The 13,132-nt window shown below is 57.8% G+C and carries 9 protein-coding genes; 3 read left to right on the top strand and 6 right to left on the bottom strand.

Annotation, left to right across the window (positions count from 1 at the left end; all coding sequences use genetic code 11):
* Positions 1–17: 17 nt before the first annotated feature.
* The 3 genes from SH410x_RS14935 to SH410x_RS14945 all read right to left on the bottom strand — a co-directional run bounded on the left by SH410x_RS14935 (position 18) and on the right by SH410x_RS14945 (position 3,454).
* Positions 18–1,295 carry a sialidase family protein gene (locus tag SH410x_RS14935; protein WP_473668399.1) on the bottom strand — a complete coding sequence of 426 codons (1,278 nt, stop codon included), beginning with the start codon at positions 1,293–1,295 and terminating at the stop codon, positions 18–20.
* Between the two features lie 198 nt (positions 1,296–1,493).
* The gene (locus tag SH410x_RS14940) at positions 1,494–2,684 is read right to left on the bottom strand and encodes a Gfo/Idh/MocA family protein (protein WP_473668401.1); all 1,191 of its coding nucleotides are present in this window, start codon (positions 2,682–2,684) and stop codon (positions 1,494–1,496) included.
* On the bottom strand, positions 2,681–3,454 hold the full coding sequence (locus tag SH410x_RS14945) for a phytanoyl-CoA dioxygenase family protein (protein WP_473668403.1): 774 nt from the start codon (positions 3,452–3,454) through the stop codon (positions 2,681–2,683). The genes SH410x_RS14940 and SH410x_RS14945 overlap by 4 nt, the downstream gene beginning before the upstream one ends.
* Positions 3,455–3,706: 252 nt before the next feature.
* Between SH410x_RS14945 and SH410x_RS14950 the strand changes: the two genes are divergently transcribed.
* Together SH410x_RS14950 and SH410x_RS14955 are read left to right on the top strand one after the other, a co-directional pair.
* Positions 3,707–5,278: a sulfatase family protein gene (locus tag SH410x_RS14950; protein WP_473668405.1), complete on the top strand. Its 1,572-nt coding sequence runs from the start codon at positions 3,707–3,709 to the stop codon at positions 5,276–5,278.
* 16 nt (positions 5,279–5,294) lie between these two features.
* Positions 5,295–6,674, top strand: coding sequence for a sulfatase-like hydrolase/transferase (locus tag SH410x_RS14955; protein ID WP_473668407.1), 1,380 nt, complete (start codon positions 5,295–5,297; stop codon positions 6,672–6,674).
* A gap of 191 nt (positions 6,675–6,865) precedes the next feature.
* Here SH410x_RS14955 and SH410x_RS14960 read toward each other — a convergent pair whose 3' ends face one another.
* The 3 genes from SH410x_RS14960 to SH410x_RS14970 all read right to left on the bottom strand — a co-directional run bounded on the left by SH410x_RS14960 (position 6,866) and on the right by SH410x_RS14970 (position 10,908).
* A complete protein-coding gene (locus SH410x_RS14960) occupies positions 6,866–8,689 on the bottom strand; it encodes a multiheme c-type cytochrome (protein ID WP_473668410.1) in 1,824 nt (607 codons plus the stop codon).
* Positions 8,690–8,729: 40 nt separating this feature from the next.
* Complete coding sequence (locus SH410x_RS14965) at positions 8,730–9,995, bottom strand: DUF1573 domain-containing protein (RefSeq protein WP_473668412.1); 1,266 nt, start codon at positions 9,993–9,995, stop codon at positions 8,730–8,732.
* 256 nt (positions 9,996–10,251) lie between these two features.
* Positions 10,252–10,908: a metallophosphoesterase family protein gene (locus SH410x_RS14970; RefSeq protein ID WP_473668415.1), complete on the bottom strand. Its 657-nt coding sequence runs from the start codon at positions 10,906–10,908 to the stop codon at positions 10,252–10,254.
* Between the two features lie 157 nt (positions 10,909–11,065).
* Here SH410x_RS14970 and SH410x_RS14975 point away from each other — a divergent pair, with 157 nt between their 5' ends.
* A complete protein-coding gene (locus tag SH410x_RS14975) occupies positions 11,066–13,096 on the top strand; it encodes a vWA domain-containing protein (protein WP_473668418.1) in 2,031 nt (676 codons plus the stop codon).
* The last annotated feature ends 36 nt before the right edge of the window (positions 13,097–13,132 follow it).

Here is a 13,132-nt window from a genome sequence, read left to right on the forward strand (position 1 = left end):
TTCTGCTGAACGGCCATTCAATGGGAACTTGGCTGCGACGGATACCCAAGCGTTTTGGGGTCGACGACCGAATCCGACATTTCCAGATTCCGAAAGTCGCTAAACCGATGAAAGGTCATGTAGTTGGCATCGTGAGCACGATGGGCACCACCTTCGCCGTCATCATACGCGGTGCGGATTGCAGCGATCAGGTCATCTCCATCGAACTGCCAATCCGGATACTGGAATGCATGCTTTTCGATATCGGGATGGTAGAGCAGAATGCTCTTCATCTCCCAATTCCTCAGATCCGTCGATTTCATCAGCGCAAGTGTATTGCGAACTGAACCTGCAACGGCTCCTGATTCGCGTGCATGGGGCGTGACGGCATTCGTCAGTGACCAGTACGCCTGGGACTGCGGATCAAAACGAATCGTAAACTTTTTCGCGCCACCGGGGAAATCAATCACATCCTTGTTGGGATCGAACGTCGCCTGCTCTCCGTCAGCACTGATTCGCACGATTGCAGCTTTGCCGCCTTGCCCGCCGTAGTGCATCCGCAAGATGTCGAGGATATCCCCTTGCGGCGTGGCGACCGCATTCCCTTCTAAAAACGCCTGGAAACTTCCTTCCATCCACTGTGGGTCGCGTTGAACCACGTTGGAAAACGTCCAGCTCTCGCGACTCAGCAAGTCTGCGTCAACGGGAGCGGACATCATCATGGCCCCATATCGAGCGCCCCACCTTTTACCATTGCTCGCATCCTCTACGGCACGCCATAGTCGCCCCGCATGAACCAGCACCGGGACCGCCGAGGTGTGGTACTCGCCTGTTTCAGTTAACAATCCCGATTCGCCGTCGAGCGGCTCGGTCCAGGTTCTCCCGCCGTCATCGCTACGGCGAATGACCAAAAAGCCGTGATGTCGGGTCGTCCCGAACACGTACAGCGAACCGTTGTGGACAAACAAATTGGACCAGAACGCGTCCTTGAATTGGGTCGTCTTTTCCCAGCTGCGGCCGCCGTCCTCACTACGAAAAATCACGGTCGTCGCCGACGAATGCTCGTCCGACTTGGGGCCAAAGAAGTCATGCGAGGCAACGTAGGAACCGTCCGGTAAAATCGCGATGCTTGGCGAACCAATGTACAGCCCGCTCGCCGCAGGCGAATGATCAATCACCACGCCCGGAACTCGATCCTGGCCCGACACCGCTGCGGTGGCGCGAGCATCGGCCGCGGCCTTTCCTTCATCCGCCCACCCCCGGCCACGATCCCCCCAGCCCGCGACAACAGCTCCGATGGCGATCGTGGTGAACAAAATTGTTGCACGAGTTCTGTGGTGGGAACTCGTATTGCATCCCTGGATGATTGTCATTCCGCGTTTACCCTGCCTATGTCTATAGATTATTATTATTGTAGATGGTAGTCGATCGAGACCTAAGTTCAAGGCCACGGGCGTCTCGGGCGCAGTTCGCAGCGGCCGCCCGCCCCCGGAACGGGCTCAAGCGTCACGTTCTCATGATAGGCGATGACTCAGCGCTCCGGTCGACTTGTTCCGAAGAATCCTTTTGATGCGGCCGTCCGGCATCCGCTCCTCCTTCAACAGCACGTGCTCGTCGTCGAAGTCGCGGTTCGCCACGGGACCATCGAATACCTCGTCCGCTCGCCAAATGGGTAGGTCGATGGGCTCCCAACGCTTGGTTTGGATCGATCGGTAACTCGCATCCATGATGGCGTTGACGATGTACCCGTCGTAGAAGGTCTCGGTGGGTTCGCGTCCTTGGTCGATGGCATCCAACATGTCCGTGAACATATGGGTGTACCCGAGGGCTGCGACCTCGTCGCCCACCGGGAACATCCAACCGCCGCTGCTCTCAGACTTTTCAGCTACGTAATCGGTCGTCCCCTTTGCCGTATACATTTCCATGCCCGTGCGCAACCAATGGTTCAGCCACAGCGTGCCTTCGGTCCCGGCGACCTCATCACGCAGGTCCATGCCGCCGCGAAAAGCCCAACTGACTTCGAACTGTCCGATGGCACCGTTCTCATAACGCACCATGCCGACGGCGTGATCTTCGGACTCAATGGGATGGACCTGGGTGTCGCCCCAGCACACGACTTCGACGGGGCGGATGTTTTTGCCAATGAACGAGCGTGCGATCTCGATGCAGTGACAGCCCATATCAATGATCGCGCCGCCACCGGCTCGCTCTTTGTCCCAGAACCAATCGCTGTGCGGCCCCGGGTGTGTTTCGCGCGATCGCACCCACAGAATTCTCCCTAAATCGCCGGCTCGAACGGACTGCAGGCCCTTGAGTGTCTTGGGTGGGTAGACGAGGTCCTCGAGGTATCCGTGAAAGACGCCCGCCTCCTCTACCGCCCGAAGCATTCGCAGTGCCTCGTCAGCGTTGCGGCCGAGCGGTTTGGTGCACAAGACGGCCTTGCCCGCTTTCGCCGCCGCCACAACGGCTTGCTCGTGCAGATCATTGGGTAACGCGACGATCACGACGTCGATCGCCTCATCGGCAACGGCTTCATCAAGGCTCGTTGTCCAGCGTCCCACGCCCCACTTCGCCGCGAATTCGGCAGCGTTGTCCGGCGAGCGTGAATACACCATTTCCACCCGATCACGGCTGCGCCCCCCATGCAGGGCTTCTGTGTAAAAAGATCCGATCAGCCCGGTCCCGAGCAACGCGATCCGCGTCATGAGCTTGCCCCCGACCGAGAGGTCAATCGCTCGTGGACGCGAGCGTCGTCCCAGCGTTCCAGAGGGCTGTAACTGGCGTGCTTGCCGGTGAGGAAGGGATCGTTGTGGCGAGTGTTGTAGCAGCAAATCAGCGACCAGCGCGGATGCTCACTTTCATTCTTGTCGCTGCGGTGCAGCAGATTCGCATGGAAGAATAAGACGTCCCCCGGCTGCATCTCACAGTGCACCAACTCATGACGCTTCATCGCCTGCTCGACACGCTCCATATCCGCGCCCACCTGCTGCCCCGACTTGCCATGATCGACGCGGCCGATTTGATGGGAACCTCGCAGCACCTGCAGGCAACCGTTCTCGCGGTTGGCACGATCGACCGCCAACAGCGCACTTCCCATATCCGGATAGAGACACCCGAAGTTGTACCAGTACCCGTAATCTTGGTGCCATTCCCAAGCACCACCGACCCGCGGTTCCTTCAACATCATTTTGTGATGGTAGTGGTAAATTTCCGAGCCGAGGAACGCCTCCATTGGATCAACGATCCGGCGTGAACACGCGATTGCCGTGTACATCGAGTCTTCGTCGAGATCATTCCGCACCGCCAAGCGAGTCTCGCCTCCGCTCGCGTCCTGCCGAGTCTTTGCCTCCGCATCGAGCGCCTGATCACCTTTGGAATAGCGGAGCAGCCCCGCCATCTCATCCGCATCAAACACGCTCGGGATCAGCACATACCCGTCGCGGTGAAAGTCCTGAATTTTTTCGGTCGTAAGCATGGGGCATCCTGGGAGGGAAACGGGAGAATCACCATCAGACTGATTCATCGTCAGATTGTACGGGGAGTCGTCCCCCTAGAGAAGTTCGCGTGGAAGAAGTCGGTGCCCATTCGATGATTCCAAGACGCGAGAATGGTCTTGCCTCGCCCGTTCCACCGGATACGTTTCGAGACCATGTGAATGCCCACGTCATTGCTGCTATGATTGCGTGCTCGATGGACACCTAAGAATTCCCCTCAGAGAACTTTTCGCATGCGTTTTCACCCGCCTGTCAAGCTTGCCCTCTTCCTCCTGCTGTCTCTTCCGCTGACTGCACTGACGGTTCCACTCGGCGCCGGGGCCGCGGATCTGCCTGCGGTCGGCAAACGTGAAAACGTCAAGCCGCGAAACGTGGTCTTCATTCTGACGGATGACCATAGCTACAACACGATGGGGTTTATGAACCATCCGTTCCTCAAGACGCCTCATCTCGATTCATTGGCGTCCAACGGCGTGCACTTAAAAAATGCGTTTGTAACCACTTCGCTGTGCTCCCCCAGTCGCGCTTCGATACTGACAGGCCTGTACACGCACAAGCATCGCGTGATTGACAACAACCGGCTCGTGCCGGAGGGAACAAAGTTCTTCCCGGAATACCTTCAAAAGGCGGGCTACTCAACCGCTTTTATTGGGAAATGGCATATGGGAGGTAGCCACGATAGCCCGCGACCGGGATTCGATCACTGGGTGAGCTTTCGTGGCCAGGGCCACTATTGGCCCCCCAATCCAAACTACACACTCAACGTGGATGGCGAACGTGTGAAGCAAAAGGGATACATCACGGATGAACTGACCGACTACGCCGTCGATTGGATGAAAGAGCAGCAGGCTTCCGACAAACCCTTCTTTCTCTATCTGTCTCACAAGGCCGTCCACTCCAACTTCACGCCGGCCGATCAAGACAAAGACTCTTATGCGGACGAGGACCTCAGTTTCCTGCCACGCGGCAAAGGGGTTACTGCCGATAACAACGCACCCCGCTGGGTCCGCGATCAACGCAACAGCTGGCATGGGATCGATTTCCCCTATCACAGCGATAAAGGCATCGACTATCTCTATCGCCGCTACTGCGAAACACTACTGGGCGTCGACGATAGTGTCGGTCGTGTCCTCGACCAACTCAAAGAGATGGGGCTCTACGACTCAACGCTGGTCGTTTACATGGGCGACAATGGTTTCATGTGGGGCGAACATGGCTTGATCGACAAACGCGTCTCCTATGACGCATCGATGCGGGTACCGATGATGATGCAGTGCCCCGATCTCTACCCAGGCGGCACGGTGGTCGAAGACATGATCGGCAACATTGACATTGGGCCCACGATCATGCACGCCGCCGGACTGCAAACGCCGGACTACATGGACGGGACCAGCTTTCTGGACCTGCCCAACGGCCATGAGAGTAAATGGCGAGACTATTTTCTGTATGTCTACTATTGGGAAAAGAATTTCCCTCAGACGCCGACCCAATTCGCGCTCCGCGGCGACCAATACAAATACATCAGCTACTACGGACTGTGGGACGTGGACGAACTGTACGATCTGCAAGCGGACCCCGGTGAGAAGCACAACTTGATCGCCGATCCGAAATACAGACCCGTTGCCAAGAAAATGGAGCAGCGACTCTACGAGATGCTGGGCGAAGCCGGCGGCATGGACATTCCGATGAACCAGCCCGCCGGGGGCTCGCAGAACAAACGCTGGGCAGAAAAAGACGGGGAACATGCTGCCGATTTCCCGGCTGCCATCGTCGTGGACGAACCTCTCAATAAAGAAGCCCACTAAAGAAAGGACCTCGATGATGTCGCGAATCACTCTACTTGTGCTCTGTCAATTTTTCCTCGCGTCGACGACGGTGCGTGCCGCCGAAAAGGTCAAGCCGACCGCGGCGCCGAATCGTCCCAACGTGATCGTTTTTTACACCGATGACCAAGGGTCGCTCGATGCGAACTGCTATGGTTCGACGGACTTGATCACGCCGACGATCGACGGACTTGCGGCCACGGGAGTGCGTTTCACCCAAATGTACTCTCCCTCTGCAATCTGTTCGGCATCGCGGGCGGGGTTGATGACAGGGCGATATCCCGCTCGCGCGGGAGTCCCAAGTAACGTCGGCGACGCGGTGGCCACCGAAGGCATGCCGCATGGTGAAGTGACCATTGCCGACATGCTGCATGACGCCGGATACCGAACCGCCCACATCGGCAAGTGGCATCTCGGCCATCGCCCCGAGACTCGCCCCAATGGCCAAGGTTTCGATTTCTCGTTCGGCCATATGCAGGGCTGCATCGATAACTACTCGCATTTTTTCTACTGGCACGGCCCCAACCGTCATGACCTATGGCTCAACGGTCGCGAGATTCATCGAGATGGTGAGTACTTTGGCGACCTGATGCGAGACTACTGCAAACAATTCATCAGCACGCCAAGCGAACAGCCATTCTTTGTCTATATGGCCATCAATTGGCCGCACTACCCGCTCCAGGGCAGCAAAAAATGGCGGGATCACTACGCGCAACGCATCGACGATCCTCAGCGGCAACGCTACGCAGCACTGTTGAGCACGGCGGACGAATTGATGGGTGAGATCGTCGCTCAAGTCGAATCGCTCGGCCTGCGAGACGATACGCTCATCGTGTACCAATCCGATCACGGCCACAGCGTCGAAGAGCGTGCCTTTGGAGGCGGAGGGAATCCGGGAGAGTACCGTGGATGCAAGGGCAGCCTGTTTGAAGGTGGCTTGAGAGTTCCCTCGGTGGTTTCATGGCCTGCCCACCTACCGAGCAACCAAACGCGAGACCAACCCGTCTTCGGCTGCGACTGGTTACCGACAATTGCCGATTACGTGGGCTGCCCACCTACCGCAAATAAGCTGGATGGCAAAAGCATTCGGTCGGTCATCGAGTCCGCCGACGCCCCGAGCCCCCACGAGCATCTGTACTGGCTGCTCGGTCAAGGCAAGCAAGCCCAATGGGCAGTCCGTCAAGGCGATTGGAAGCTACTGGGCAATCCCAAGGACCCTCGACAACCCGGCACGCTAGGCAAAGCGGACAAGCTGTTCTTGGTCAACCTCAGCGATGATATCTCGGAATCCAAGAACGTAGCGGCTACTCATCCTGACAAAGCCGCAGAACTGCAAGCGATTCACGCTCAGCATCAGGCTGAAATTGAAGGTCGCTGATCACGGGATCAGCAACTTCGTCGTGGATCGCTCCGTCGATCCACCGTTTTCATGACGAACTGTCCGCTCACATCAGCCGGACGGGCGGCAATCAATGAGTCTGATCGACGGAGCGATCAGCGACTTTGCTAGCGAAAACGATTGTGAACACACCGACGCATTCGGCTACCCAGCATCGTATTTCAGATTGCTCAATCGAGCCCCTCGTGCTCGACCTCAGCCCAGTAATCGTCGAAGGCACCGTCTTTGTGGAAGTCCGGGCTGTTGTCGAGATCATGGCACTCCATGCACTTCTCGCGAGCTTTCGCAAGCGGCAGTTTCATCGCCTCGCGAAGCTGTTCGCGGCGCGCGTCAGTCACCTCGAGGTCGCCATTTTCCACAGCGACATGGGATGCGCCCGGGCCGTGGCAGTTCTCGCAGCCATTGCCATGGAGATGCTTGTCCACTTCCAAATTCAAATATCCCGACACGTAAGGATGGTAGTTTTGGGCGTTCCAACCGGTGACGTGACACGAGATACACTCGGGATCGAAGTGCCGCGGCACATCACCACGCTCGCCGGGATGAACGAGACTCTCGGTCGCGTTGAAGTGCGGCGAGTCTTTCCAAATGTCATACGCCGTGGTATGGCACTCGCCACAGGCTTCTGAACCGACGAATTTTTCACCCGAGGGATGCGGGATCGGTTTGATTCCGAGATTCTCCAGACCGAGATCACGGAGTTGCGATTGATATTCAGCCATCAATTGACGCATCTCCGGTGCATCGCCGAACGAATCATCGAGCGGGACGCGGGCGTATCGCATTTGCGAGTCCTTGTAGAGCCCGACCAATCCGACATACATGCCTTTGGCGCCGGTCAAAATCATCTTTGTCGCAGTGCCGTCAATCGGTTCGGGTTGGTAGGACGGTTCACCGTAGCCGCCAGCGACGACAACGAGGTCAAAACCAGGGACCTGGCGTACCAGCTCCTCAGCCTGCTCTTCCTTTCCGTAGAAAGTCAAAACTTTGAAATTCACGTGACTGTATTTTAGCTTTTCCATAATCGATCGCGCCGAAATCACGGGATCGTTCAACGTGATGTCTTCGCTCAGCGGTGACGTCAGCGAAGCGGGATCGAGGATACTCGTGATGCCAACTCGCAATCCATTTCGCTCGATGACTCGGTGATCCTGCATCAGCGATGGATCCAACAGCACGACGTTTGCGGAGCAATAGATCGCATCCTCGGGTGTTTCCGCCGCGGCTTCTTGGATCAAATCGCCGACGCCGATGCGCACATCGTCGGGGCCAAACCCGACGGCATCGTATTTCATCTCGCGAAGGGCCTCGAGTGAGCGATGGAACTTAATTTCTGCTTGGCGACCAAATCGTCGAACCAAATTACCCGCGTCGATCGGCAGCAACTCCCAGCCCGATTCGCGGAGCTGGGTCGCGAAAGTCATCCGCCGCGCCACGCCGCCTTTCTGATTTTCTAAACCCGTGCAACCACATGGCTCGATATATCCGTGCTGTTGACCGGTCACGAAGAGCGTCAGTGCGGGGATTGGCCAGGTGGTATAGTCGACCGGTCCCGACAAGCCATCGCTGGACAGCGATGAGACGGAGTCGCCTTCCGGGGTCGCCGGAACAGGAGGTTTTCGCACGGCGTAGGCCGGCTCAGATGGCCCCCTCGCAGTGGTAGCGGCCTCGGCAGCCTCGCCCTGCTGTGCCGCTGGCGCGAGAACGCCATCCGGATTTTGGGATTGGCCGCTATCGACTGGGGCGGTCACCAAGGTCAGACGCCCGATCGCTCGGTCATCCTGCGACAGTGTTGCGGGGGCATCCTGCGACAGTGATGCCGGGTCGCTCGACGACTCGCTCTGGTGAGCTGAATGTGAGGACTCAGTCCAAGCGGCGGGCGAGCATCCGGTCAGGCCGAGCAGCAATCCCGGCAGCAGGCATCGCCATCGGTTCGATTGAGGACGTGGCGAACCTGAGTGAGATCGGACGGGGTGCGTAGCGGGGGGGCGCATGAATTTCCTTTGTCAGTGCGATGCGAAGTATCCGCCCAGCCTACCGCGCCGGCAATGCAAATTTCAGTGCCAATTTTAGCGGCGGAACTTGGGGGTCATCGGATTCGATCATCACGAATCCATAATCTCCTCTGTTCATTCCTAACCGGTCGACGGCTGACGCCCCGGGCTTCAATTCCAGTTCGAGCGGGTAGAGCGTCATACTTCCCTGTCCGATGGGCTTGCCGAGCCTTGCTTCCACATTACTCGCCGGGCTGACTTCACCGATGGACAGTTTCGCGGATGCGTGATCGGCGCCTTTGAACCGTACGAACGCTTTCGCCGTCATCGGATCGTCCTTGCCGAGAATGCCGAAATCAAAGATATATCCGCCTCCGGAAACACCTTTCAGACGCGAATTGGGCAACATGCTCAACGCGCCCACAATGCGGCCGCTCAGTGGGATGTAAGCCACCCGTCGACTCGGGGATGCGGTGTCGCCCTCGCTCTCGGCGTCACCACCCGATGTCGCATCACCGCCCTGCTTTTGCAGCGTCAGCATCACGTTGGAGCTGATCGGACCTTGCTTGAGCCCCGGGCGAATCGTGCCGTGGACGTGGAATCCTTGCGTCGCCGTTTCATTGACACCGTCCTGCTCGCTCGGCTCGAACGGTGTGACCTCTAAATCGGTGAGCCCATTGATCGTATCTTCAACAACCCTGGCTTCCCCCGCCTCCATGGGGGCGTCCATGTAGCTGAACACGTTGACGTCAAATTCGATATTTTCGCCTGCAGCAGCATCGCCGAAAGCAATTTCTTCCGGAAACATCTTCAGGTCGCGGACGACCGTACCGTTAATTTCGAATCGAATTGCGATGTTGCTGGGGTCGTTCGTCCGTAGTTCAGCGGATTGACCAAAGGTATTTTCGTTGGTCAACACCGTCCAGCTCATCGTCACTTCCGTCTGTTCGCCGGGTTCGAGCAACTCATCCCCCAGTTCGCCCACGGTGCACTTGCACGTCGACGCGCCGACCTTGAGAACCAGGGCTTCCTCGCCGACGTTTTTAACGACGAAGACGTGTTCGCCTTTCTCGTCCGGACGCATCACACCGAAGTCATAGGTGTGTCCGTCAGGCAGTTCCACCTTGGGAAATTTTTCGGACCACTCCTTTTCGAGCGTCGACATCGCGTTGCTGGCATCGATTTCGCCTCGATAGCTGATCGGTCCGAACGCGGGATCGTAGTGTCCATAACGGCGATCATTGATCATGAGTGCCACCGCGACCCCAATCGCGGCGAAGATCAGGCAAGCAACGAGGGTCTTCATGGGCGGAAAAGCCAAGTAACGGGAACAGAACAGAGAAAGAAGGTGCGCCGAACGCTCTACAGCCCGGCAATGGTCGGCCGCAGTGCGTTCGACTCCGTACCTGCTCGCTACGTCATCCCGGGCGGCCTGGTTCGGCGTTTTCTGGGTGGGAAAATCGATTCCGTGAGCAGTGCGCGCGGGCGAGCGTCATGCGAACGCGTGGGGGCGAGACTGAAAGCCGTAACGGCACTCTGGTCACCACTGAGTCGAGCCGAGATTACAGCAACACGCCTTCGGGCGTCGATTGCCAGACACGTTTGGACGGCAATTCCATTGCGGTCAGCAATCCGCCGCCGTAGCACTTGGTGTCCAAGCAGATCAAATGGCCGACATCGACAATTTGTGCGTCCGGATTGGCGGTGTGCCCGACGACGGCCACGTGGCCGCTGACATGACGCTCGGGAATCCCCTCTCGCAGGGAATACCAACGCAGCATCTCGACAGGTTGCTCTTCGAAGGGCAAGCGAGGGTCGTAGGCCGCGTGGGTGAAAAAAAAGTCGTCGTGAACAAAATAGTCGCCCAATGACTCGAAAAACGCGAGATGTTCGGGCGGCAGGAAATCCATGTCGCCATCAAAATCGTAGCTGTCGAGCGTCTCAATCCCACCGAATTTCAACCACGCATGATGCGGTTGGAGCCCCCGCACAACGTCGAGCATCATCTCCTCATGGTTGCCCATCAGTGCGACGAGTTGCGTTTTCTGGCCCCAGTGAATCAGGGTATCGATCACCCCTTTCGAGTCCGGGCCGCGATCGACATAGTCGCCCAGCACGACGATGATATCGTCGGCGGTGGGCTCAATCGCTCGCAGCAGCGTCTGCAGCGGCACGTTGTAGCCGTGAATGTCTCCAATCGCGATCAGTCGTCCGTTCAAATTTTTTCTCCGCGTTTTTACGAGTCACCCAATCGATTCGGATATACTCGGCAAGAGTACAAATCATCGCAGAAAACGTTCCAATGTTAAGCCCACTAGCTTTGAGCACCCGCCGCTTGTCTTCCGTCCCCTCATCCTCACGGCCCCACTCAGCGACATGACTGTACCCTCCGCTGATCCATCGAGCACCCCCGATGTCCCTGGTGACGAACCGGCCCTGTCATCGGACCGCGAGCGATTCTGGGACTCCGACGAAACCGTTGCCATGATTGGCAGCATGCAGGTCCACATCATCATCTTTCTGTCGCTGGCGCTCGTTCAGTTCCACAAGCCCTTCGACGAAAATGCCGTGGTGGTGGTCTCCCCGCCTCCCCAGTACGAGGAGCAGCTAGAGACGATCGATGAAATTGTCGTTAGCGAGACGCCCCAAACCGAGGTCGGCGTGGACGCCATGGCCGAACTCGATCTGGCCATGGCGTCGGCGGACACGTACGCGGAAGCCGCCGATATCCCGAATCCCATCGATCTGCAGCCGACGGATCTGGGGCAGATCATGGTCAACAAGATTTTCAGCCAGCCCGTCGCCCCCCAAAAGCGGCTCGATACCGTCAAAGGGAGCACGGGCGTCGGTGTCGCAGGCGCTCAAGGTGCCGTCGACCAAATCACCGCGGAAATTCTGCTCGCCGCCGAGGAACGACCGACACTCGTCGTCTGGCTATTCGACCAAAGCGGTTCGCTCACGCGGCAACGGGGCGATATTCGAGATCGTTTCGACCGGATCTATGATGAGCTTGGCATTCTGCAAAAATCACCCGAAAACCAGAATCAGAAGCCCGGCGAGGAACGTATCCTCACCTCCATCATCGGCTTCGGTGAAAAAGTCGAACTCTACACCGAGGAACCGATCTCCGACCTTCAGGAAATCAAACAGATTGTCGACAAACTGCCTGTCGACAGCTCCGGCGTCGAACGCGTCTTCACTGCGATCGAATCGGCGGCGAAACAGTACAAGTCCCTGCGCCGTAACGTGGGCCCGCGCGGCCCGAAACGCAACGTTCTCTTCGTCGTGGTTACCGACGAACGCGGTGACGATTACAACCGCCTCGAGACCTCGATCTCGTCCTGCCGCCAACTCGGCGTCCCCGTGTTCGTGATCGGTGTGCCAGCTCCCTTTGGACGCGAACACACACTCGTCAAGTATGTCGATCCGGATCCCAAATACGACCAGTCACCCCAGTGGGCACAGGTCGACCAGGGCCCCGAGACCTTCCTGCCTGAACGCATCCAGTTGAGCTTCAGTGGCAACTTTGAAGACGAACCAATCATTGACAGTGGATTTGGACCCTATGGCCTAACGCGATTGTGCTACGAAACGGGCGGGACCTATTTCACCGTGCACCCCAACCGCAACACCTCCCGTCAAGTTCGCCGCGGTGAAATTGAAGCCTTCACGGCGGACATGCGATACTTCTTCGACCCGTCGGCGATGGCACGGTACAGCCCTGACTATCTGTCGCAATCCGATTACGTCAGTGCCGTCAAACGTAGCCCGCTACGGATGGCACTCGTTCAAGCGGCGACAATCCCGAACGTTACGGGAATCCAGCGCCCGCGATTGCGATTCGTGAAAACCAGCGAAGCTCAATTGGCGGGCGACCTGACCAACGCACAACAGGACGCCGCTCCGCTCGAACCCACCCTCGTGCGGCTCGCTGCGACGCTGGAACCGGGACTCGCCGGACGAGAGAAAGAAACCAGCCCCCGTTGGTTGGCTGGATTTGATCTCGCCTATGGGCGCGTGCTCGCTCAAAAGGTACGAACGGAAACCTACAACGCCGTGCTGGCTCAAGCGAAACAGGGGATGCCGTTCGAAGACGCCAAAAACAATACCTGGATCCTCGAACCCAGCGACAAAATCAGTGTCGGTAGCAAATGGCAACGCGAAGCCGATACCGCCCGTGAATTCCTCTCACGAGTCGTCGAAGACAACCCCGGTACGCCGTGGGCACTCTTGGCAAAACGTGAACTCGACGTCCCAATCGGCTGGCAATGGAAAGAATCCTTCACGGATCTGACGCCGAAAAAGGAAGGCGGCGGTGGCAATAACAACAACAATATCAACGTCCCCAAGGACGACGAACGGCGGATGCTCAATCGAGCCCCGAAACGCCCCGTGCCCAAGTTGTAGACGTGCACTTTTGCAGCCACGCTTGCCAGAGCGAGG

This window comes from Rhodopirellula sp. SH410, from assembly GCF_055811895.1.

Coding starts and splice junctions, on each gene's coding strand:
- SH410x_RS14965 (WP_473668412.1), bottom strand. CDS start 9,995: ATGAAGACCCTCGTTGCTTGCCTGATCTTCGCCGCGATTGGGGTCGCG.
- SH410x_RS14975 (WP_473668418.1), top strand. CDS start 11,066: ATGACTGTACCCTCCGCTGATCCATCGAGCACCCCCGATGTCCCTGGT.
- SH410x_RS14960 (WP_473668410.1), bottom strand. CDS start 8,689: ATGCGCCCCCCCGCTACGCACCCCGTCCGATCTCACTCAGGTTCGCCA.
- SH410x_RS14950 (WP_473668405.1), top strand. CDS start 3,707: ATGCGTTTTCACCCGCCTGTCAAGCTTGCCCTCTTCCTCCTGCTGTCT.
- SH410x_RS14940 (WP_473668401.1), bottom strand. CDS start 2,684: ATGACGCGGATCGCGTTGCTCGGGACCGGGCTGATCGGATCTTTTTAC.
- SH410x_RS14955 (WP_473668407.1), top strand. CDS start 5,295: ATGTCGCGAATCACTCTACTTGTGCTCTGTCAATTTTTCCTCGCGTCG.
- SH410x_RS14945 (WP_473668403.1), bottom strand. CDS start 3,454: ATGCTTACGACCGAAAAAATTCAGGACTTTCACCGCGACGGGTATGTG.